This is a genomic window from Dyadobacter sp. 3J3 (genome assembly GCF_009801115.1).
Taxonomy (GTDB): Bacteria; Bacteroidota; Bacteroidia; order Cytophagales; family Spirosomataceae; genus Dyadobacter.
This window is the reverse complement of sequence record NZ_VTOL01000005.1, coordinates 240,050-262,951: the sequence shown is the minus strand read 5'-3', so window position 1 is coordinate 262,951 and position 22,902 is coordinate 240,050. Positions and strand designations below refer to the sequence as shown.

Sequence of the window (22,902 nt, the reverse complement as noted above, 5' to 3'; positions counted from 1 at the left end):
TGGAGCCTTTAATTTTTTCTGGTAGTGTATAGAAATTATTTATTTAAACTCTTCCGCACTTTAATCACAAACTTCTCAGTCACATCGGCGAAGTTTACAATTTCGGAAACAGTAAAATCGCCAAAGGTTATATAGCGCTGTAAGATATCAGGACATCATCGATTTTCTTCTAATTAATCATCCCTTTCCTCACGCTGTGGTTTTGTAGAAAATACGATGTAATTTGGTAACTGAATATTTTCGCGCTAATCCTATTACTTTGAATACGTCAATAAAACCCATTTGGAAAATCAGTATTGATACCGGAGGAACCTTCACAGACTGTCTTGCTACTCATCCGGATGGTGAAATCACCAGAATAAAAGTGCTCAGTTCCGCGCGTTTGCGAGGAAGAATTATTCGTAAAACCGGGCCGTTTACTTTCGAATTTGAATCTCCCTGGAAACACGCTGAAGATTTATTAACAGGATATCAGGTCAAAATTGGCACTTCAGCAACCTCGGCTTACTTAGTTTCTGTTGATTACGAAAAACAATCCATTACACTTGATACTGATATTCCTGAAAATGGAGGTGTAGATTTTGAATTATTCAGTGGAGAAGAAGCGCCAGTTCTGGCGGCCCGATTATTAACCAAAACACCGCTAAAAAATCCGCTGCCACCGATTGAAATGCGTCTTGGAACAACAAAAGGCACCAACGCATTATTGGAAAGAAAAGGTGCAAAAACATTGCTGGTTGTTACAAAAGGATTTAAAGATTTACCTTATATAGGAAATCAGCAACGCCCTTCACTTTTTCAACTCAACATTCCGGAGCCTAAATTATTATATCATGATGTCATTGAACTTCATGAACGACTTGATGCGAACGGGAAAGTTATCAAAGAACTGGAAAGTACGGATTTCAGTCTTTTTCCGGGAATTCATTTTGACTCCATCGCCATTTCATTGCTGCATTCTTACCAAAATGATCAGCACGAAACCGCAGTCGCCTCGGCTTTTAAACAAAACGGATCCAAATATGTTTCGGCATCTTCTCAGCTTTTTCCTTTTTCACATTATTTGAGACGGACACAAACGGCTGTCGTCAACGCTTATCTTGATCCGGTTTTAGATCAATATCTGACCAATATTAAAAATGCATTGAACGAAGGCAGCCTGAAAATCATGACAAGCACCGGAAGTTTATCCCAGTTAGCTGGTTTCAAGGCAAAAGACAGTTTACTTAGCGGACCCGCTGGCGGAATCGTGGCGGCAACACATGCTGCAAAACGTCATGGATTCTCCAAAGTACTGACTTTCGATATGGGTGGTACAAGTACGGATGTAGCCAGAATTGATGGTGAGCCGGAATTAAAATATATTACGGAAATTGATGGAATTGAATTCCACAATCCCACTTTGGCCATAGAAACGGTTGCAGCTGGCGGAGGTTCTGTTTGTTGGTTTGATGGTTTTACTTTACAAGTCGGGCCAGAAAGTGCAGGTGCATCTCCCGGTCCGGCCTGTTATGGCGCAGGTGGACCGTTGACAATCACAGATATAAATCTGCTGCTCGGAAAAATGGATCCTGCAAAATTTGGTATTCCAATCCGTCCCGAAGCTGCAATCGAAGCAACCAAAAAATTACAAAATACCATTTTTGAAAAGAATGGAAATTTACTTTCAGAACAGGAAATCCTGACCGGACTTGAAAGAATTGCGAATGAAAAAATGGCCGATGCGATTAGAAAAATTTCGGTTGAAAAAGGTATTGATCCTTTGGACTATACTTTAATCACCTTTGGAGGAGCCGGTGGTTTGCACAGCTGCCAGCTAGCGGATCTTTTAGACATAAAAAGTGTGATCATCCCTTACGATGCAGGACTTTTCAGTGCGGTAGGAATCGGTGAAGCGCTGATCAGTACTATTGTGTCAAAACAAGTTTTACTTCCTTTAACAGAAGCCCAAGCTCACCTCAAAATCTGGAAAAATGAATTATTGAAAAACGCAGAAACTGAACTTCAAAAGCAAAACATCACTGATTATGAAATTGCTTTTTGCTCACTTTTCTTACGTTTCGCGGGACAAGAAAATACCATTGAAATTGCCCTTAAAAATGAGCAGATCGTTGAAGAATTCAAACTTCTATACACAACTCAATTTGGTTATTATCCTGAAAACGTGGTCATCGAGCTGGAAAGTATACGACTTAAAGTGCAGGAGAAAACCGAAAAACCGGTATCACAAACCATTCTGAAAGATGGTAATCCTGCTACTTCTCTACGACAAGTCAAACCGATATTTAAATCAAAAAATCAGGATAATTCTCCCACTTCTCATTTGTATGAATGGGATCTTTTAGAAGCCGGAGAAGAATTTTCGGGCCCTGCCATACTGCTCAGTTATACCTCCACAGCCTATATTCCGGCAGGTTGGAAACTGGTAATCCAGGGAAATAAAGATGCAATTGTTTTCAAAACGAGCAATCAAACCAGTGTTTCGGAAAAACATAGTGAAGAAGTTTCACTACAGCTTTTCACAAATCGTTTCAAAGCAATAGCAGAAGAAATGGGCGTTCAGTTACAAAGAACGGCCTTTTCGGTTAATGTAAAAGAGCGACTGGATTTCTCGTGTGCGCTTTTGGATGCAGATGGAGATTTGTTGGTCAATGCACAGCACATTCCGGTACATTTGGGAAGTATGGGAATTTGCGGCAGGCTGGTGCGGGATGCAATTCATATCGGTCCGGGGGATGTAATTATCACCAATCATCCAAAATATGGAGGCTCGCACCTACCAGATATTACCTTGATTGCAGGCGTTTTTACAGATTCGGGAGAATGTATGGGTTATGTTATAAACCGCGCACATCATGCTGAAATGGGTGGAAAAACGCCTGGCTCCATGCCGCCGGATGCTACATGTCTTGCCGAAGAAGGGGTTGTGATCCTTCCACAATATCTGGTGAAAGCGGGTGAATTTCAATGGGAAACAATTCATGATCTTTTCACAAATTGCGCTTATCCAACCCGTAATTTTTTATCTAACGAAGCCGATATCATTGCCGCTTTATCTGCATTAAGAAAAGGAAGTGAGCAACTATTAAAACTGGTCGAAATTCATGGAATTGATGTTGTAAAAAAATACATGACTTTGCTTAAAACAAGTGCCATTCTCCAATTGAAAAATGCGTTAGAGCCGTTAGAAGGCAAAACATTTGAAGCCACAGAATTTCTCGATGACGATCACCGGATACAGGTTTCCATTTCTATTTCAAAAGATAAACAAGTTTTTGATTTTACAGGAACTTCCTCCGTTCACCCCAATAATCTGAATGCCAACATATCCATTTTACACAGTGCCATTCTCTACGTACTGAGATTACTCATAAATAAGGAAGTACCGCTGAATGACGGATTGATGAAAAGCGTAGAAATTATTCTGCCCGATAACAGTTTTCTTCATCCTGATTTTTCTGATGATCCGTTGAAATGTCCAGCCGTTGTTGGAGGAAATACAGAAGTTAGCCAGCGACTTGTTGATACCTTATTAAAGGCTTTTGAGTTAGCGGCTTGCAGCCAGGGAACGATGAACAACTTCCTTTTTGGAAATAAAAACTTTGGATACTACGAAACCATTGGTGGTGGTGTCGGCGCAGGGCCAGGTTTTAACGGTCGAGCCGCAGTTCATCAGCATATGACAAATACCAGAATCACGGATCCTGAACAATTGGAAAGAAAATATCCGGTACGTTTATTAGAATTCGGAATTCGGAAAAATTCAGGTGGCGATGGAAAATTTAACGGCGGAGATGGAATTGTCAGGAAAGTTGAATTTCTTGAACCGTTGCAGGTAACACTTTTAGGGCAACATCGTAACTATGCACCTTACGGATTGCATGGCGGTGAAGATGGAAAAACTGGCCAACATACCCTGAGTTCTAAAAATCATACGATTACAAAACTAACTGGAATATGCAGCCTGGAAGTTCAGGCAGGCGATATCCTGACAATCGAAACGCCCGGTGGTGGTGGATACGGTGCGTCGGTTTAGATTTCACAGAGAACCGTAGAGTTCAAAAAGGAGGGACAAAGAGATTAAATATTTCAGAAATAAACCTCTGTGGCTCTCTCCTTTTCTCTGTGAAACTCTGTGTAACCTCCCATTTTTCACTCCTTGTAACACAAAATAGATGGCTTCCAATAAATCCTCCAAAGCACTTTTAGGTGCAGCCTTTTTAATGGCAACTTCTGCTGTTGGGCCAGGTTTCCTGACCCAAACTACGGTTTTCACAAGCCAGCTTGCTACCAGTTTTGGTTTTATAATCCTCATTTCTGTTGTTATTGATCTGTGTGTTCAGTTCAATATCTGGCAAATTGTAACAGTTTCTGGAAAGCATGCGCAGGATCTTGCCAATGAGCTTTTTCCCGGACTTGGCTATCTCCTGGCCTTTCTGATCGTCGTCGGCGGACTTGCTTTTAATATCGGAAATGTCGCCGGTGCAGGATTAGGAATTGAGGCGATGACAGGCGTTCCAGTAACAACAGGCGCTATCGTAAGCGCTGCTATGGCAATAGGAATTTTTCTATTCAAAGAAGCCGGAAAAGCGATGGATACTTTTTCCAAAATTTTGGGATTAATCATGATCGGGCTAATTCTTTACGTCGCTTTCACTTCGCATCCTCCATTTTTGGAAGCTATTCACCATACCTTTTTACCTGAAAAATTTGATGCCGCTTCCACGCTGACTTTGGTTGGAGGAACGGTTGGCGGATACATTTCTTTTGCCGGCGCACACCGACTTTTAGATTCCGGCATGAAGGGAAAAGAGGCATTACCACAAGTGAATCGTGGCGCGGCAACGGGAATTTTAGTGACTGCAATAATCCGATACTTGCTATTTCTGGCCACGTTGGGAATAATTCTGACAGGAGCACATATCAATCCGGATAACCCGACCGCTTCTATTTTTGAAAATGCAGCAGGACAATTTGGAAAACAAATGTTTGGATTGATGATCTGGTCCGCGGCCATAACTTCCGTTGTTGGCGCGGCTTACACTTCAATATCCTTTCTAAGATCTTTCCACCCGTTGCTCGAAAAATACCATACCTACTTAACCATCGTTTTCATTCTTATTTCCACCACCGTTTTTCTTTTTGTTGGCAAACCAGTGAAAGTATTGATTTTTGTGGGCACGCTTAACGGATTCGTTTTACCAATAGCACTGGGAATCCTGTTAGTGGCAAGTAGGAAATCAAAAATTATGGGACTTTACAAACATCCCTATTTTCTGCAAATTATTGGATGGATCGTGGTTTTGGTGATGGTGGGGTTAGGGATTAAGGCGATTTGAGAAAAAAGTACGTATATTAATTGATCAGAATTTGCAGCGTTCACGGCAAATATCACACATTAGAAATTGAAAAAATGCAGCAAAAAAAGTGGATTAATTATTGGAAAAAGAGTTTGAGTGATTCTTTGAAAGCAGACATTGATATCGAAAAACTAAAACATTTTGAAATACAGGATTTCAAAATGGATTCTCAAACGATTGCCTCAATAGTGGAAGTCAATGAACTTATTGACTTTGAAGAAGAGCGGATTAATAAGAAAAAAGGTATCACCGACAAAGACAGCAAAAGTTGGGAACGACTGGAAACGATTCAGATTTTAATAGCACCAATAAAAATCACTCCCTTACCAGAACATTTAATTTTCTTCAAAGACAAAAAAACCAAGTTTCCGTTTTGGTATTATACCAAGATTAACAGACAAGGAATTCTGTCAATTCCCGAAGAATTATTTCCTGTTTTTCAAAGAAAATACCTTGAACCACTGGCTGATGAGCGATCCGAATTTATTTTCAGTACCGTTGAAAAGGTGGATAAAGCAACGCCATTCAGAAAAGAGAAATACAAATTTTTTCAAGACTATATCACCTACATAAAAGATGTTTTCCAGAAGGCTGTTGAACAAACTATAAGTACTTTTTCGGCTGACGGATATGAAACAGTACATCGTGCAATTATTTTATTGCCGGATGAAGACATCAATGCCGCAGCTGGAATAATTCAGCTTTACGAAAAGATTGCAGCCGAAACTATTATTCCGCCACTGTTGTCCGACTTTATTAGTCTGGATAATAAGACAGAAAATTTGCCATTACCCGTTTCTAAACTAATGGATGCAAACTTTTTGCATGTCGGGCAAATGGGATATGATTTCCCCCTTTCAATTTCCCAAAGAAAAGGTTTGTATACATTTTTGCAGAACAGCGATAGAATCTTCGCAGTTAACGGACCTCCCGGAACTGGAAAAACGACATTGCTGCAAAGTATTGTCGCTAATAAAATCGTTGAAAGTGCCATTACTGGTGAAAATCCACCTTTGATATTAGCCTGCTCAACCAACAACCAGGCCGTTACCAATATTATTGACAGCTTTTCAAAATCATCAACCCAACCCGGAAAACTGGAAGGAAGATGGCTTCCGGAGCTGGATGGTTATGCAACTTATTTGCCTTCAAATGGGAAAACGGAGGCCGAATTAAAAGGAATAAATTACAAAAAACAGAATGGTAACGGACTTTTCAGCAAAGTCGAAAACAAGGAATATCTGGAAAAGGCAACGGAATGTTTTCTTCAAAAAAGTGCTGTTTATTTCAATGCTTCACATTTAAGTATTGAAGAAATTACCCAGAAACTTCGAAGTGAAATAATGGATATCCAGGTTTCTTTAAAAGACGCTTCTTTAAAATGGAAAGAATACTTAAATGCAGAAAATATTTTGGCTACCTATGTCGGTGACCAAATCTTGCTGGAAGAAACATATTATTCCAAAGCTATAATTGATGAAAAAATAGTAAACAACGACATCTCGAACCTGATGATTTTAGAAGAAAAAATTATTCAATATTTCCAAAATGAATCCTTTTTCCGAAAACTGTTTTGCTCATTAGGCCTACAATCTGCTTTAAAAAACAGAGCTGCCGAAATCCGGATTATTCTGAGAGATTCGTTACTATTTGAAAATAAGGAATTTATAAAAAGTGCAATACTCGATTGTATTGATAAAAAAATCAAAATTGCGAAAACTATAAGTAAAGCCGTTACTGAATGGAAAAGCTGGAAGAATAAAAATTCAATACAGGGAAATCCACCAAAAACAGAGGAAGAATACTGGAAGTTTGAATATCTGAAAATCGATGGCTCAAAGGAAGGCAATTTGGAAAAAGCAAAACCAAATTGTTTTTTTGACGAATTGGATCTAACGCTAAGGCATAAAGCATTTCAGCTAAGTCTGCATTATTGGGAGGCACGGTGGCTGTCAAAAATCGATACCGATTTGAAAGACCCAAATTTTGATAAAAAAGGTATTGACGCGGTGAAAAATAGATGGACGCGCCAGGCTATGTTGACGCCCTGTTTTGTAAGTACGTTTTATATGTCACCCAAGTTTTTCAGTGCTTTCAAGTTTTTGAAGAAAAGTGAAGATGGGAAAAACATTTTCGACAATCCGCCTCTTTTTGATTTTATCGATTTACTGATTGTGGACGAAGCAGGGCAGGTTTCTCCGGAAGTTGGTGCAGCAACATTCTCTCTTGCCAAACAAGCGGTGATTGTTGGTGATGTAAAACAAATTGAACCGGTTTGGAATATTATCAATAAAATTGACGTCGGTAATTTGAAAAAAGTCGGGTTAATTAAAGATTATTCTGATCCGATTTTTGAGACGTCTTTTGATCCAAAAGGATTTTTAGCATCTACCGGAAGTATCATGAAAATGGCGCAAAATGCCTGCCAATATAAAGAAATAGGTCTGGACGAAAAAGGTGTAATTCTGGTTGAGCATCGACGTTGTTATGATGAAATTATAAACTATTGCAATGTTTTAGCTTATAACGGACAATTGAAAACCGCTGAAAGGAAAAGCGAAAAAGACAAATCTTTTTCCGCCTATGTACTGCATACACGTGGATGGAAATTCGACCGCTGTAAATTCCAGCAGAACAAATCCTTATGAAGTTGAGGCAATCGTGAATTGGCTGATTTTAAACAAAGAGCAAATCGAAACGCATTATGGAAATATTGAAAATGCAGTTGGTATCATTACACCTTTTGCAGGACAAAAAAACAGTTTAAAACTTGCCTTGAAAAATGCAGGATTCAATACCAGTATTTTCAAAATCGGTACAGTTCATGCGCTGCAGGGAGCAGAAAGATCGATTGTTTTATTTTCTATGGTTTATGGAAAAGGAGATTCCGGAACTATGTTTTTTGATCGCGACAACAAACCCAATATGCTTAATGTGGCCGTTTCGAGAGCAAAAGACAGTTTTATAGTTTTCGCTAATGCGGCTATATTAGACAAAAAGGCTAAAACACCCTCAGGTATTTTAGCCAATTATTTAACATATCAGTAAGGAAAAACTATCTTCTTGCGCCCTGTTCTCCTCTTGCTTTTGGCAATTCCTTTCTAGGAATTTTCTGATCCATTTGCGCCGTATTGTACACAAAAGCAGCAACGACAACAGCCATTTGTTTCAAATCATCCATCACCAAACGTTCGTAGGTATCTGCATTGGAATGGTGTGTACGCGTTCCGTATTCAATTCCATCCTGAATAAACTGGAAACCCGGAAGTCCAACTGCATCAAAACTCTGGTGATCAGTCCCACCTGTATTTCTTGAAGTAACCGTTGGATGATCGATAATGTCAGAGAATGAATTCAGCCATTTTTCAAAAGTAGCACGCGGACCTTCGTTGCCTTGCAAGTAAATTCCACGGATGCGGCCAGTACCGTTATCAATGTTATAATACGCTGACAATTTCTCATGCGCCGGAAGCAATTTCATCGTTTGCGGATCGCCAAATGTATTTTTTACATAATTACGTGATCCGTGCAATCCTTGTTCTTCACCGGACCAAAGGGCAATCCGGATTGTTCTTTTTGGTTTCAAACCTGACGCTTTCAGGATTCTCATCGCTTCCATCATCACCGTACAACCGGCTGCATTATCAGTCGCGCCGGTTCCGCTGTGCCATGAATCAAGGTGGCCGCCAAGCATAACCACTTCGTCTTTTAACTTAGGATCAGTTCCGGCGATTTCAGCGATTACATTTCCAGTTGTCAGTTTTTTGTCATAGAAAGTCGTTGCCGATTCTGCTTCCAATGTAACCGGAATTCCATCTTCAACCAAACGGGTAATTAATCCGGCATGTTCAGGAGACATTTCGAAAGACGGGCCTGCCAAAGGAGATTTACCTAAATAAGAAGCGCCATTACTGGTGTAAAAGGTTCCATGTTTCCCACTTCTTGCAGCTAATTCCAGTTTAATTTTCTGCGTTTTCAACGTGCTATCCACCTTACTGCGGAAAGATCGCATCGTACGCATTTTTTCCGCTTGTTCCGGTGTAAAATTTCCCTGACCAAAAGCCTGGGAATTCGTCATTTTGTCAAGATCCTCGGTTGTATAACGAACGGCATCCGGTTTAAAAGTTGGATCAGTATCAACGTTACTTTTCATCAACACAATTTTACCGCTCAACTTTCCGTCTGCATATTTTTTAAGATCTTCTTCATTCTGAATATTAACAACCACAACTTCTCCCTTGATCGGGCCGGAAGTTCCGGAAGTCCATGCTTTTGGTATACCAATAAATGGCATATAATAAGGCTTTGTCATCGCCAGATAGCTTTTTTCCACCTGCCAGCCTTTTCCAAATTCACCCCATTCTTCAATACGCGAATTGGTCAAACCCCATTTTTTCATTTCACCAACCGACCATTCTGCCGCGCGTTGAAAACCTGGTGAGTTGGTAAGTCTTGGACCAGAAACGTCAGTCAACTGATGAGCAATTTCTTTTACTTTTGAATTATCAAGACCTTCTTTACGTATTTTGGCCATGGCATCCATATCAATTTCCTGCGCAAATAATACACCAGGAAAAAGCATCAGCATCGGATAAAAAATTCTTTTCATGAGCTTGTTTATTATTTTTATAATCAGGATTTAGGAGACAATTTCTTTTTTGGCGATCAGGTAATAAACCGGGATTCCCAGTAACACAATGATTAAACCCGGCCAGGTATATTCCGGTTTGAAAATGATAAGCAATACACAAAATGCCATGCCCATCACGATGTAAATAATCGGCAAAAACGGATAGCCAAATGCTTTATAAGGCCGCTCGGCATTCGGTCTCTTTTTACGAAGTATAAAAATTCCGATGATCGTGAGCATATAGAATACAACAACCACGAAAGAAATCATATCCAGCAAATTACCGTACTTTCCACTCAAAGCCCATAACGAAGCGATCACACACTGAATCCAAAGTCCGATTTCAGGTACAGAATTCTTGTTCAACTGCCCTACTTTTTTGAAAAATAACCCATCTTTCGCCATCGAATAATAAACACGGGCTCCTGACATGATCAAGCCATTATTACAACCAAAAGTCGAAACCATGATCATAATCGCAATAATGATTGTTCCCGAGTTTCCAAAAATGACGTGAGAAGCGGCAACCCCAACCCTGTCTTTATCAGCTGACGCAATTTCAGGCAATGACAAAACACCGGTATACATTACATTTGTCATCACGTAAATTACGGTTACGATGATTGTTCCCAGCGCCAGACTTAACCCAATATTACGCTGAGGATTCTTAATTTCTCCTGCGATGAAAGTTACATTATTCCAGGAATCACTACTAAAAATAGATCCAACCATAGACGCCGCAATGGCTCCGAAAGCAGCAAAAGTGGTGTAAGATTCTATACTTCCGTCAAGATTCAATTTATGTAAATCCCACATCGTGGCTGAATCCCAGTTGATATGCCAGATTTCCGGTTTCATGAAAAGCAGTCCAAAAACGATAAGTCCCAAAAGACTTAAAAGTTTTGCCAAAGTGAAGGTTGTCTGTATAATTTTGCCGCTATTTACACCACGTGTATTAATAAACGTAAGCAGCACAATGACGACAATCGACAGTAGTTGCGCAGGCGTTATCTGCATAAATCCCAGATCAATCGCGACCAGATCTTCACTAAAAACCGGTAATAGATAAGCTGTAAATTTTGCAAAAGCCACAGCAACTGCGGCAATCGTTGCTGTTTGAATTACAGTAAAAAAACTCCAACCGTACAGAAAGCTGATTAATGGATTGTAGGCCTCTTTTAAGTAAACATATTGTCCACCAGCTTTTGGAAACATTGCACTTAATTCGCCATAACTTAATGCAGCAGTCAGCGTCATGAAGCCCGTGATCAGCCAAACAACCATCAGCCAGCCAACGCTTCCTGTATTTCTCGTAATATCGGCGCTTACTATAAAAATCCCGGAACCGATCATACTTCCGGCGACGAGCATGGTGGCATCTACAAGGCCAAGGGTAGGTTTAAACGAAGTAGTTTCTGACGTACTTTCTTGTGACATAAAAGGTTTGGATTTACTCAGGCTTTGTTTTTGTTTCCCGAAACTACAATATTATTTAGAACTATAAAATTTCCATTTGGTTTTAAAATCTCTTGCAGGTGGCTGATTTGTCAAAGTTGCCCTAAGCACTTCTACCGGAATATTGTTTTCCTTCATCATCAAATCATGGAATTTTTTATAGGTCATCTTGCCATTATCCACTAATTCATTCTTCAAGCTCCAAATCTGTAAACCACCTAAAAGATATGCTACCTGATAAAGAGGACTGTAACCGCCTTCAAAGGATCTTCTGACCTCACCTTCGGCATTTGCCTTCTCATGCCCCACCCGATCGACCAGGAAATTGATGCATTGCTGCGGTGTCCATTTGCCTAAATGATAGTTGAGCGAAAAAATAATCCGCGCACAACGATGCATCCGCCAGAACAACATACCGATCCGTTCTTCCGGCATTTTGGCAAATCCTTTGTCATAAAGTAACAATTCCCAATACAAAGCCCAGCCTTCGGTATAAAATGGAGTCCCGAAACTTTCACGATACGATTTGTAACGACTGCTCATGTAATATTGTAAATGATGCCCCGGAATGAGTTCATGCTGTACTGTTCCTCTGGAAAAATAAGGATTATTTCCACGCATACTCATCAGCTTATCCTCATGCGACATCGTGCTGGTCGGATAAGAAATACTGATTTCCCGACCTCCCGTAAAAAACGGATTGACCAATTGCCGTTGTGGGGTCATCATGATCATTCCCCAGGTTTCGTCGGCGATTGGAGGAATATCCATCAAATCGTATTCTTTGATAAATCTTTGGGCATCGTTATAAAGTTTCAGGATCAGTTCGGGTTGTGAACCAGCCGGAACGTAACTGTTTTTTACTTTTTCCTGCGCACTTTTCCAATCGTCCTTAAAACCCATTTCCTGGGACGCTTTCAATAATTCCTTATCACACCAGGCAAATTCCTTATTGGCGATTTCAATTAATTCTTCCGGGGTATAATTGATCATTTCTACCTGGAGTTGCCTGATCAATTCATCTCGTCCAATGGGAACGCCGGTGATTCCGCTTCCATCATCCTTTTGTGAGGTAGCCAGTTTCCCTTTGCTTTTTAGCAATTTGGCATAAGACATCAACGCACTGTCCAACGTTTCATACGTCTCCGGAACCCACCAGGAATAAAGCGGATCATAACCCTGATAAAAATCGTTTACGCCTTTCAATCTGGCCTGAAGGCCTTTCACCGCCTGTTCGCTAAACGAAGCCAGCGCCATATCAAGAAATTCAACTTTTTTCAGGTTATCAGAAGCTGTTTTTATTTCTTTATTTACGGTGTTTAACATTCCGGCAACTTCCTGCCCATTCACCGTTGCACCTCTTCTTCTGTTTTTTTCAAGCAGGTACAGTTTATCGGCAAACGGAATATACTTTGTGATTTGTCCGTATTGTTTTTCTTCAATAGCCAAATCTCTTAAATGATCGTCAATATTCCTTTTTAACAAAACATAATCAACTTTACCATAAATACTCATGGCGTTGAAGTCCAGCTTACCAAGCTGATCCAGATAATTGTTATCAAGGTCTGTCTGGCGTTTACGTTGCTCCGGTGAATTTAAGGGTTGGTTGCGACTGTAATTCGCATATCCTCCACGGCCCTGAACAACGGGAGAATAGAAATCCCGGATCGCGATCAGATCCTGATCGTATTGAATAACTAATCCAGCCGTTTCGCTGGTTTGACTATAAAGATTGAATTTATCGGAAGTCTGGCCCGTTACGTTTTCAATTTTTCCAAAACAAAAAAGAAAACCAAAAAGAAGATAATAGCAGGAAGTGAATCTTTGAACGTCGAGGTATTTCATTGTAACAATTTAAAAGTCAGGAATATTATTCTTAAAAAAAGTAAATCCTTGGCAATGACCTGAAATAAAAAAGGCGGGCATTTTTTGAGAAAATACCCGCCTTTAAAATACTGAAATCAGTTATTAGTTATAACGCTGTGGATCATAAACCGAGATCTTGATGGAAGTCGGTTTCCTGTCTGCCAGCTCTGCTACCACTTTTCCGGTTGCAGGCCCCAGGCTTATTCCCATCATTCCGTGCCCGCCGGCAACGATCAGGTTTTTCAATTTTTTACTGTAACCAAGATAAGGTAACCCATCCGGAGAACATGGGCGGAAACCATACCAGATATCTTTTACTTCCGGCAATTCTGTTTTCAGATCTGAATAATAATTTGGGATCGAATTGACAATTCCTTCCACACGGTTCATATTTACTTTGTCATTCACCGGCGCAATTTCCATCGTTCCGCCAAAACGAACTTTTCCGTTCATAGGCGTTACGGCAACTCTTGCTTCGATCAGTAAGGATGGATGAATAATTTCATGCTCGGAATTGGATTCCATAAACGAATAACCTTTTCCTGGCATAACCGGAATCGTTAATCCGGCAAGCTTGGAAAGTTGCGGAAGCCAGGTACCTCCCGTCATCACAACCAGATCGCCTTCAAAATTTCCGGAGTTGGTTTGTACCGCTCTTATTTCTCCATTTTTGATGTTGAAACCGGTAACCTCAGTGTCTGTTTTTATTTCTCCGCCATTTTTTTTGACATAATCCATTAATTGCGGAATCAATGCATTGGGATATAAATGAGCATCACAGCGATAATGAACAGCTCCGATCACGTCCAGATTTGCGTGTGGTTCCAATGCCTGAACCTGTTCTTTGTTTAAAACATCAACATTTAATCCTAATTTCTGAGCGTCACGGCCTACATGGATTTCTTCTTCTCCCGCTTTTTCTGTTTTGTAAAGCATCAGAATTCCCTTTGTTTCCAAACCAAAATCAAAGCCAGGTTCTTTCGCTAGATCTCTGTAAAGCTGTCTGCTCAATAAATGATAATCACGAAGAAAAGGTGCCGAATGTTCAACATGACTTGCCGTGGCACTTTTCATGAATTTCAAACCCCAGGAAATCAGTGCAAAATCAAGTGAAGGTTTTACATAAAACGGACTATGGCTATCGAACATCCATTTGATACCTTTCGAAATCATTCCCGGTGCAGCCAAAGGAATAAAATGACTTGGTACAATCATCCCGGCGTTGCCAAAAGAACAATTATTTGTCATATCACTTTTATCCAGCAACGTTACTTTCCATCCGCTTTTCAGCAAATAATAAGCAGAAGCCAAACCCATAATCCCGCCTCCGATAATGACAACTTTTCCTTTTTCTACTGATTCCATGATATTATTAGCCGTTAGCGTTAAGCTGTTAGCCTTGTGGCCACCGGGTTTAATTTACAATTTTATGTTATCCCAACCGAATTAATTATAAAATTATTTCAACAAATTTTATAATTAATTCGGTTGAAAAATCAGACAATAACGAAAGCCAAAAGCCAACCGCTAATAGCCAAAAGCTTCTTTAAATTACTTGAAAACCATAAGCATAAGGATCATCATCATCAATGATAATCGTGTTGTAACCAGTCACCATCGCCCAGCCTTCAATCCCTGGAATGATCGCCGGTTTATCACCGATCGTTACTTCATCTTCAACAGTTCCGATAAATTTGGAACCGATAATACTTTCATGAATGAATTTATCGCCTTTTTTCAATTTTCCTTTTGCGTGCCATTGTGCCATGCGAGCCGAAGTTCCGGTTCCGCAAGGTGATCTGTCAATGGCTTTATCGCCGTAGAAAACTGCATTTCTGGCCGTTGACGTTGGATCTAAAACGGCACCAGCCCATAAGAAATGGCTCAATCCATTGATGTGTTCGTTTTCCGGATGCACAAAAGTATATTGTTCATTCATCCTTTTCCGACAAACACGGCTCCAGCTAATCAGCTGATCAGCTGTATAATGTTCCAAACCTTTGAAGTTTTCCTGCGGATCCACAATGGCGTAGAAATTTCCACCATAGGAAACATCAACGGTTAGTATTCCCAAATCAGGACATTCAACGGTTAACTTTTCAGCAGCTAAAAACGATTTTATGTTAATTAGTTTTACCGATTTGACTTTTTTCCCTTCCTGCACATATTCAACAAGCACCAAACCGGCTGGCGTTTCAAGTCTCAATTTTCCAGGAATTTTCGGTGTTACTAATCCTTCTTCGATCGCAATCGTAACCGTACCAATCGTTCCGTGCCCGCACATTGGCAAACAACCGCTGGTTTCAATATATAAAACACCAATATCATTTTCAGGATCAACAGGTGGATATAAAATACTGCCACTCATCATGTCATGACCGCGAGGCTCAAACATTAATCCTTTTCTGATCCAGTCAAATTCTCTCAAAAAATGAAGCCTGCGCTCCATCATACTATTGCCTTGCAGCAATGGTCCGCCACCGGCAACCACTCTTACCGGGTTACCGCAGGTGTGGGCATCTATACAGAAAAAAGTCTTACGCATTTTTTTAGCTGTTAGCTTATAGCAATTGGCTTTTAGCTTGGCGGTTAATCTTAATTACTTTGTTGTTCTTAACTGATACGTTTTGTAATCAGCTTATTGCCTCTTTTGTCTTTTCATTATTAACCGTCCGCCAGATATTCAACGGATTGGCGTTTTGCAATTCTTCCGGTAAAAATTCATCCGGCCAGTTCTGAAAGCTCAATGGTCTTACAAAACGTTTGATCGAATCAGCACCAACCGAAGTAAACGCGCTGTTACTCGCTGATGGGAACGGTCCGCCGTGATGCATTGATTTGGAAACTTCAACGCCGGTTGGATAGTTGTTGAATAAAATCCTTCCGCATTTGGTTTGTAAAAGCGATACAATTTCTTCCTGAGAAGCCACATCTTCGTTTGTTGCAAAAAGAGAAACGGTAAGTTGTCCTTCCAGTTTTTCTGTTACAGCTAACATTTCAGACGCATCTTTACATTGAACGATCAATGCAAACGGCCCGAAAACTTCATGAAGCAAGGCTGGGTTCGCAAGTAGTTCAACACCTGCAACGGTTGCTACGGTTGGCACTCCTTGTCCTTCTTTTGCCTCCGTTTCTGAAACCGCAAGCACTTCAACACCCGATTGACCGATTACTTTTTCACGGCTTTCAGCATATCCGGTTGCAATTTTTTTATTGAGCATTACGCCCGGCGCAATTTTTACAATTTCTTCTTTGAGTGCTTCAATAAACTGATTCAGTTCTTCACCGGCGATGCCGACCACCAATCCCGGATTAGTACAAAATTGACCAACACCCAAAGTCAGCGAACCTGCATATTGTTTTGCCAATTCCTGAGGAACTGAGCTTAATTTCCCCGGTAATAAAAACAATGGATTTACACTACCCATTTCAGCGTAAACTGGTATTGGTTCTTCGCGTTGATTTGCCAGATCCACCAACGCCTTTCCTCCAAGGTAAGAACCTGTGAAACCAACCGCTTTAACCAACGGATGACTTACCAATTGCTGACCAGTTTCGTAGGTGGAACTGTAAACATGAGCAAAAGTACCTTCCGGCATTCCGCTTTTTTCCGCCGCACGCGAAATAGCATCTGCCATAATTCCCGATGTTACCGGATGACCTTCATGCGCTTTCACTATAACCGGACAACCTGCACCAATAGCACTTGCCGTATCACCACCAGCCGTTGAAAAGGCAAACGGAAAATTACTTGCTCCGAAAACCACAACAGGCCCCAAAGGAACAGATGTTTTTCTCAAATCAGGTTTTGGAGGTGTACGTTCTGCGTTGGCAGTATCAATGCTGGCGTCAAGAGAATCGCCGCGTTCAACAGCATCTGCGTAACTACGCCACTGGAATATTGTTCTGCCTTTTTCTCCTGTCAAACGAGCCTCAGGCAAATTGGATTCCTGTTGAGCCGTCTGGATTAATTCAGGACCCAATGCTTCAATTTCATCCGCCACGGCGCGCATAAAAGAGACGCGTTTTTGGATTGAAAATTTCTTGCTTATCAAAAAAGCGTCCTGCGCTTTCTGAACTATTTTGTCTAATTCTTCTTTTGAGATATCCATTGTTTTGTAACTTTTGACTGCCTGCTATCCGCATTTAGAATTTTATTCCTTTTTGCAAGCTTCGTTTGAAGCTCTTCTTATAGCTTAGTACTGGATATCATTAAATCTGGCTACGTTTTATGCTCCCGATTTTATCAAATCAAAAACATAAAACGAAAGCTTACCGAAAATCCTGGAACAATGAAATACTAAACCAGAGAAGAATCTACTACCAAATTAAGATACTCCGGCAACTCAGGCTGTGTTTCAATTGCTTTGTTGATAATCGCCAAAACTTTCTCCCTTTCCGCACCATCCAAAACTAATCTTGGCGCTCTTACGAACTCCGAACCTATGCCGGCAAGTGTTGCAGCAAGCTTGATATTTTGTACAAGTTTAGCATGAATATCAAGTTCCAAAAGGGGAAGATACCATCTGTAAACCGCAAGCGCTTCTTTGTATTGACCTGCTTTCACAAGGTTGAAAATCGCAACCGTTTCTTTTGGAAATGCATCAATAAGTCCGCCAACAACACCATCAGCGCCCAGCATAACCTCTTCCATGATCAACGTATCCACACCACAGAAAACCTTGAACCGATCTCCAAAACGGTTAAAAATACGTGTTACATTACTTACATCACGCGTTGATTCTTTAATCGCCTGAATATTTGGGTAAGCAGATAACTGCTCAAACATATCCAGCGTTACTTCAATTTTATAATCCACCGGATTGTTATATATCATCAAAGGCAACGCAGTATTTTGTGCGATCGTTGAAAAATATACAACCGTTTCATGATCATCCGCTTTGTAACGCATTGGAGGTAAAACCATCAGTCCGTCCGCACCAATTGCTTCGGCTTGTTTCGCGATATTTACCGCTACAAAAGTGGATTGTTCCGCGATACACAATACAACCGGCATGTCGGCAGGAAGTGCTTTTTTAGCAAACTTTACCAATTCGAATTTCTCTTCGGTTGTTAAAGTGCTAGCTTCTCCTAACGATCCTGCAACAATAACACCGGTAATTCCGGCTTCAACCTGAGCCAAAAGATTTTTTTCAAACATGTCAAAATCAATTGTATCGTCAGCGTTAAACGGAGTTAAGAGTGCAGGAAATACGCCCTGCCATGATGCCTTGTTCATAATATATGTTTTGATAAAATTAAGAATTCTGATTTTTAACAAAGATAATTCGCTGAATTGGCGGAAACATTTCTAGTATTAATCAATAATACACAGATTTTAACATAAATGCAGCTGCCTCATACCTAAAAAGCCATGAAACAACTGCAAAAAGAGAAAAATATCAATATTGGTAAAAATGAACGCCGGTGCTCAGCTTTTGGTCTCAATAAAAACAACCTGGGCGCGGTCCGCTTTTCTGACTTTTTTGATAAATTCAATCCACTTCGGATAATCCGCCGCGGCGAAACGGCCTCCTTTCATGGTAACTTTTCTGGAATATGAAAGTTTGTAATTATCGTACGTAGCACTGGCATCATACGTGCCAAAAATGGATTCGATCTTTAAGACCGGCAGTGAAGTTTCCAACTTCAACCCCGCCGGAATTTCAAAGAACACACTATCCGAATCGGTAAAATTATAATCAGACAAAGGCAGATAAAAATCCGCCGTTTGTTCTTTTGAAGAATTTGGCAAGCCAAACTGTCTGGTCAATAAATTAGGTTTAACAAACAATCTGACACCTGTCCTTGTAGCGCAATTCCGAACCACAATTCTTAACTTTTCTGTCACTACTGGAATTCCGTTATCAGTCTTGCTATATTCAATGTTTTCCAACTCCATATTGGGTAGTTCCAAATTACTTAGCAGCCATTTCTTTTGTTCTTCCTTCGTGTAGCCATACAAAAGTCTTTCCCGGCCCTCCAGTTGCATTCCTTTAAAGTCAGTCCTGACACTTAATTCTCCGTTACCATTTTCATCCAACCTGGCATTTGTGATGCGACTCACTGCATTTTCACCAGGTTCGTAGAAATGTGTCATTACAAGTTTTCCTCCCTCAGGCATCACCAGCAAAGCTTTTCGATTACCCGTGAACGATCCCATAAAGCCAGCAGACGTATTCTGACTCGTACATTCAAGCCAAATCGTGTCTTTTGGTAAGATTGCGCAGGTAATCACATGGTTAAACTGGCTACTTGGAAAGTCCAGATTGTTTTTAGCTTCATTGCCAGCTTTGATCAGAGCGACGTACGAAGTAATTCCAACTTGTTTTAAGCTCGCTGCCATAAAATTACTAAGTGCCTTACAATCTCCATAACCTTTCGCGGCAACAGTCGTTGCGTCAATTGTTTGCCAACCTCCAATACCAAGTTGAATGCTCACATACCGGCTCCTTGCCTGCAGCCATTTATAAAGGAGCAATACTTTTTCGCGATCTGTTTTGGCATCTTTCACAACCGATTTTATTTCTGCAACCGTCTCGGCTGGAAGTTGATCACGGTTTTTATTCAGCGTATAATAAAATTTGCTAAAATCTTCCCAGTTATTAAAAATTCCCGAATACTCCTGAATTTCAAACGCAATCGGTGCTGTCAATACTCTTGGCAAAAATTCATTTTCTGGTAAAGGATAAGGCATTTTATCAAGAACCGCGTGGTTTCTCATCGTCCATTCGTACAGTGGCAAACCGTCTGTATCAATCGTTTTTTTTACCGGAGAAGCTCCATTGTATTCTTTATATCTGAATGTAAAACCAACAGGTGTTTTTATTTTGAAGGAAGAGTATTCGATCGAAACTTTGCCATTATTCGTCGGAACCCAACTTGGATAAAACATCATATTCCGATCTCTGGTGTCGTAGCTAAGTTCGATTGAATAAGGATAAGGGTAACTTTTTCGACCAAAATCTATCACCTTAAACCTGGCATCCGTTATATCACTTCCAATTATGCCGTAGCCAAACTCTTTTATATCAGCGTTTTTTATTTTTCTGACCAGCTTCCCGTCTGCATCATAAATGTTTCCGGCAAGGTCCGTGATCTTCGTAAATTTATCATGACGGACCACCATCTCATTATACGTATCTTCTCCTTTTTCATTCAGGATTGTCACCACTAAACGGTTGCGTTGCTTAGCTTCTGCCTTGGATAAAATTTCAAAGGTTTCTTCGTCCAGCCGAACGACAGCATTTGCATCTTTAAGCAGTTCTGAAGGTATTTTACTTACGCTAAAATCCTGGGCATAGGATAAACCGTTTATTGTAAAAAAACAAAAAGTAAGAAGTGTCTTCGTAAAAGAAATATTTATCTTTTTCATCGCAATAAAGTCTATTTCTTTTTCTTAAAAACAAGTGACTGCGCATGTTTTTCGACGATCCGGTCGTAAAATTCCCGCAGAACCTCGTATTCCGAGGCAGAAAAATAGGACTTGTTAATCATGAGAATACTGTTTACAGAAATCATATTTCCTTCTTGCTTTACTTGAAAAGTGAATCTCCCGCCTTTTTCCGGCAATGCAATAATGACTGTTTTGGGAATGTGTTCTAAATAATAACCTTCGGGAAATTTAAAGTTTCCAATAAATGTAGTTGAACTCATCGTCGTCAGATCAACCGGATATATCCTGTTCAAAGCTTTAAATGGATTTTCATGAATCCTCCCGGCCAGCATTGGATTGAAATAAAAAATGTCAGATGATGATCCATCATTTTCGACTTCAAAATCGTATGCAATTTCTACGGGTTCTCCTAACTTTTCATTTCTGTTTAACACTTTGAAATTTTCAATGTCCCACTCCGGATTCGTCTTTTTCACCTGTTCAGAAAAGTTTCCTTCCGCTTCCAAGAGATATTTATCTCTCCATCTCAAAGCTTCGTAGCCACTCAAGGCCATGACATACTTTCCTTTTAATAACCCATTTTCGGGTGAAACGTCAGCATCAATTCTTTGAAATTTCCCCAGAGTAACTTTTGATTTTAAATCAACAAAACGTCCTTTCCCATCATCCAAAACCAATCTTCCTTTTGTATTAAGTGCATTTTCAGGTAACATTCCCAAAGCTGTATTTCTTTGCGTTGCATCCAGCAGATATTCTTTTTCGCCAATTTTAACATGACTCACCACATAATTGAAACCATCAATTAGAGGAATCTCTTCATTGATCCTTCCATGTGAACGTGTACTCAGCACGACAGGATTACTTTCAAGCCCCAATTGTCTTAGCAAATTGGTAAGCATCATATTAATATCACTGTCGTTTCCTTTTTTATTTTCAAAGGCCTTTTTTACGCCTCCTTCGGATACAAGACCGGTCTCTCCATTCCACTTAATATTTTGCCGAATGTAGTCATACGCCAGCGTCATTCTCCCTTCCGGATCTGATGTCTTTTTTGCTAAATCTTCCGTAATTTCCTTTATAAATGAAAAATTTTTCAACTGTCCCCCAAAACTGCCGATGTTAAGCAAAGTTCTATCCACATCAGGCCAGGTTTGAGAGTAACTTTTCGTTCCTTCTCCATAAATATGAACACTGGCAAGTTCGAATGCGATCCTGGAAACATAATCCTTCGATGTTGTAATGTAAGACTCGTTTGCAAACGCCGGTGCATCTTTGACAACAAATCGATACACCAACCCAGAGCCATCAATTTGCCGATGCCCGATATTGATTGTAATATCTTCCTTCTTATCAATATGAAGCGGCAAATAACCTCCAAAAATAATTTTATAATAAAAAACATTTGGGATTGTAATTTTGTACTCACTCCATTTGCAGGGAATATCCTGTTGAAAAGTCCAGTCATCCGGCTCCGAACGGAAAGCAAAAGGCGTAGTTTTGGTGTAGGTGTATTCAATTACAGATCCCTTTCTCACATTTTGGAGGTTGAATTTGCATACCCAGTATTTGTCAGAAAGTTTTTCTCTTACAATAGCCTTATTCGGCATGGAAACCGTTTCAATTTTATTTCCAACAAGGTTGTAAGTAAAGCCGGAGATGTCGCTGATACTTTCATCCTTCTCGGGATTTCCTCCTTCACCATAGCGAATGGAAACCGACGCACGGTCAAGTCCGGATTCTTTCAAAATCTTGATTCTGGCTCGATATTCAAAAATAAGCACAAGCCCGATATGATTTTGGTAACTGAATTTAAGTTCTCCGAAATCATAAAGTACCAAAGCTTCCGCGCTGCTATCCTCCGGATACGCATTCATTTCCAGAGATGCGCGGTCAATAAGTCCGTGGGTTGGTTTAAAATCTTCCTGCGCGGATGCGCAGTTACAAATCGTAAGGGCAAAAAGAATGCAAATGCAAGTTAAAAACTTGGCTCCGTTAACTGGAACCGAAACGGAATAATTGAAAAACATCTTATAAGAGGTGATAAATTTCGTGCAGTATGCAACCTTTAGTTCATTTAAAAAAAGATATTACAATTTATATTTCAGGAGAAGTTTGCAGCAATATCGCCGTCAATTGTAACCGAACTGCTTCCAGCGGATTTTTCCCTAAAACGGATTTAAATCCTTATTTTTGGG

General features: G+C 40.2%; 13 protein-coding genes. 4 read left to right on the top strand and 9 right to left on the bottom strand.

All coding sequences use genetic code 11. From position 1 onward, the window contains the following. The first annotated feature begins 259 nt into the window (after positions 1 to 259). The 4 genes from FZF08_RS12995 (at position 260) to FZF08_RS12980 (ending at position 8,408) form a co-directional block, all read left to right on the top strand. Positions 260 to 4,036 carry a hydantoinase B/oxoprolinase family protein gene (locus FZF08_RS12995; RefSeq protein WP_159469396.1) on the top strand — a complete coding sequence of 1,259 codons (3,777 nt, stop codon included), beginning with the start codon at positions 260 to 262 and terminating at the stop codon, positions 4,034 to 4,036. 139 nt (positions 4,037 to 4,175) lie between these two features. Next, positions 4,176 to 5,339: an NRAMP family divalent metal transporter gene (locus FZF08_RS12990; RefSeq protein WP_159469394.1), complete on the top strand. Its 1,164-nt coding sequence runs from the start codon at positions 4,176 to 4,178 to the stop codon at positions 5,337 to 5,339. Between the two features lie 74 nt (positions 5,340 to 5,413). Then, the gene (locus FZF08_RS12985) at positions 5,414 to 8,008 is read left to right on the top strand and encodes an AAA domain-containing protein (protein ID WP_159469392.1); all 2,595 of its coding nucleotides are present in this window, start codon (positions 5,414 to 5,416) and stop codon (positions 8,006 to 8,008) included. Further along, the gene (locus tag FZF08_RS12980; protein ID WP_159469390.1) at positions 7,944 to 8,408 is read left to right on the top strand and encodes a DEAD/DEAH box helicase; all 465 of its coding nucleotides are present in this window, start codon (positions 7,944 to 7,946) and stop codon (positions 8,406 to 8,408) included. Before FZF08_RS12985 ends, FZF08_RS12980 begins: the two co-directional genes overlap by 65 nt. Positions 8,409 to 8,415: 7 nt before the next feature. On the opposite strand, the gene FZF08_RS12975 is transcribed toward FZF08_RS12980, so the two are convergent. From FZF08_RS12975 to FZF08_RS12935, 9 genes are all read right to left on the bottom strand, one after another. Continuing rightward, entirely contained in the window at positions 8,416 to 9,969 is a 1,554-nt protein-coding gene (locus FZF08_RS12975) for a M20/M25/M40 family metallo-hydrolase (RefSeq protein ID WP_159469388.1), read from the bottom strand. Positions 9,970 to 9,999: 30 nt separating this feature from the next. Next, the gene (locus FZF08_RS12970) at positions 10,000 to 11,427 is read right to left on the bottom strand and encodes an APC family permease (RefSeq protein WP_159469386.1); all 1,428 of its coding nucleotides are present in this window, start codon (positions 11,425 to 11,427) and stop codon (positions 10,000 to 10,002) included. Between the two features lie 51 nt (positions 11,428 to 11,478). Then, positions 11,479 to 13,290, bottom strand: coding sequence for a DUF885 family protein (locus FZF08_RS12965; RefSeq protein ID WP_159469384.1), 1,812 nt, complete (start codon positions 13,288 to 13,290; stop codon positions 11,479 to 11,481). Between the two features lie 123 nt (positions 13,291 to 13,413). Beyond that, positions 13,414 to 14,676 carry an FAD-binding oxidoreductase gene (locus FZF08_RS12960; RefSeq protein WP_159469382.1) on the bottom strand — a complete coding sequence of 421 codons (1,263 nt, stop codon included), beginning with the start codon at positions 14,674 to 14,676 and terminating at the stop codon, positions 13,414 to 13,416. 181 nt (positions 14,677 to 14,857) lie between these two features. After that, positions 14,858 to 15,856 carry a 4-hydroxyproline epimerase gene (locus tag FZF08_RS12955; RefSeq protein WP_159469380.1) on the bottom strand — a complete coding sequence of 333 codons (999 nt, stop codon included), beginning with the start codon at positions 15,854 to 15,856 and terminating at the stop codon, positions 14,858 to 14,860. 88 nt (positions 15,857 to 15,944) lie between these two features. Next, on the bottom strand, positions 15,945 to 17,423 hold the full coding sequence (locus FZF08_RS12950; protein WP_229216516.1) for an aldehyde dehydrogenase (NADP(+)): 1,479 nt from the start codon (positions 17,421 to 17,423) through the stop codon (positions 15,945 to 15,947). Between the two features lie 188 nt (positions 17,424 to 17,611). Further along, entirely contained in the window at positions 17,612 to 18,550 is a 939-nt protein-coding gene (locus FZF08_RS12945) for a dihydrodipicolinate synthase family protein (RefSeq protein ID WP_159469377.1), read from the bottom strand. A gap of 192 nt (positions 18,551 to 18,742) precedes the next feature. Beyond that, positions 18,743 to 20,686, bottom strand: a complete 1,944-nt coding sequence (locus tag FZF08_RS12940) for a DUF3857 domain-containing transglutaminase family protein (protein ID WP_159469375.1) — start codon at positions 20,684 to 20,686, stop codon at positions 18,743 to 18,745. A gap of 11 nt (positions 20,687 to 20,697) precedes the next feature. Next, positions 20,698 to 22,734, bottom strand: a complete 2,037-nt coding sequence (locus FZF08_RS12935; protein WP_159469373.1) for a DUF3857 domain-containing protein — start codon at positions 22,732 to 22,734, stop codon at positions 20,698 to 20,700. Between the last annotated feature and the right edge of the window lie 168 nt (positions 22,735 to 22,902).

Bases quoted from the DNA above. Each gene is read 5' to 3' on its own strand.
- FZF08_RS12990 (WP_159469394.1), top strand. From the start codon at position 4,176: ATGGCTTCCAATAAATCCTCCAAAGCACTTTTAGGTGCAGCCTTTTTA.
- FZF08_RS12985 (WP_159469392.1), top strand. From the start codon at position 5,414: ATGCAGCAAAAAAAGTGGATTAATTATTGGAAAAAGAGTTTGAGTGAT.
- FZF08_RS12980 (WP_159469390.1), top strand. From the start codon at position 7,944: ATGTACTGCATACACGTGGATGGAAATTCGACCGCTGTAAATTCCAGC.
- FZF08_RS12975 (WP_159469388.1), bottom strand. From the start codon at position 9,969: ATGAAAAGAATTTTTTATCCGATGCTGATGCTTTTTCCTGGTGTATTA.
- FZF08_RS12970 (WP_159469386.1), bottom strand. From the start codon at position 11,427: ATGTCACAAGAAAGTACGTCAGAAACTACTTCGTTTAAACCTACCCTT.
- FZF08_RS12965 (WP_159469384.1), bottom strand. From the start codon at position 13,290: ATGAAATACCTCGACGTTCAAAGATTCACTTCCTGCTATTATCTTCTT.
- FZF08_RS12960 (WP_159469382.1), bottom strand. From the start codon at position 14,676: ATGGAATCAGTAGAAAAAGGAAAAGTTGTCATTATCGGAGGCGGGATT.
- FZF08_RS12955 (WP_159469380.1), bottom strand. From the start codon at position 15,856: ATGCGTAAGACTTTTTTCTGTATAGATGCCCACACCTGCGGTAACCCG.
- FZF08_RS12950 (WP_229216516.1), bottom strand. From the start codon at position 17,423: ATGGATATCTCAAAAGAAGAATTAGACAAAATAGTTCAGAAAGCGCAG.
- FZF08_RS12945 (WP_159469377.1), bottom strand. From the start codon at position 18,550: ATGAACAAGGCATCATGGCAGGGCGTATTTCCTGCACTCTTAACTCCG.
- FZF08_RS12940 (WP_159469375.1), bottom strand. From the start codon at position 20,686: ATGAAAAAGATAAATATTTCTTTTACGAAGACACTTCTTACTTTTTGT.
- FZF08_RS12935 (WP_159469373.1), bottom strand. From the start codon at position 22,734: ATGTTTTTCAATTATTCCGTTTCGGTTCCAGTTAACGGAGCCAAGTTT.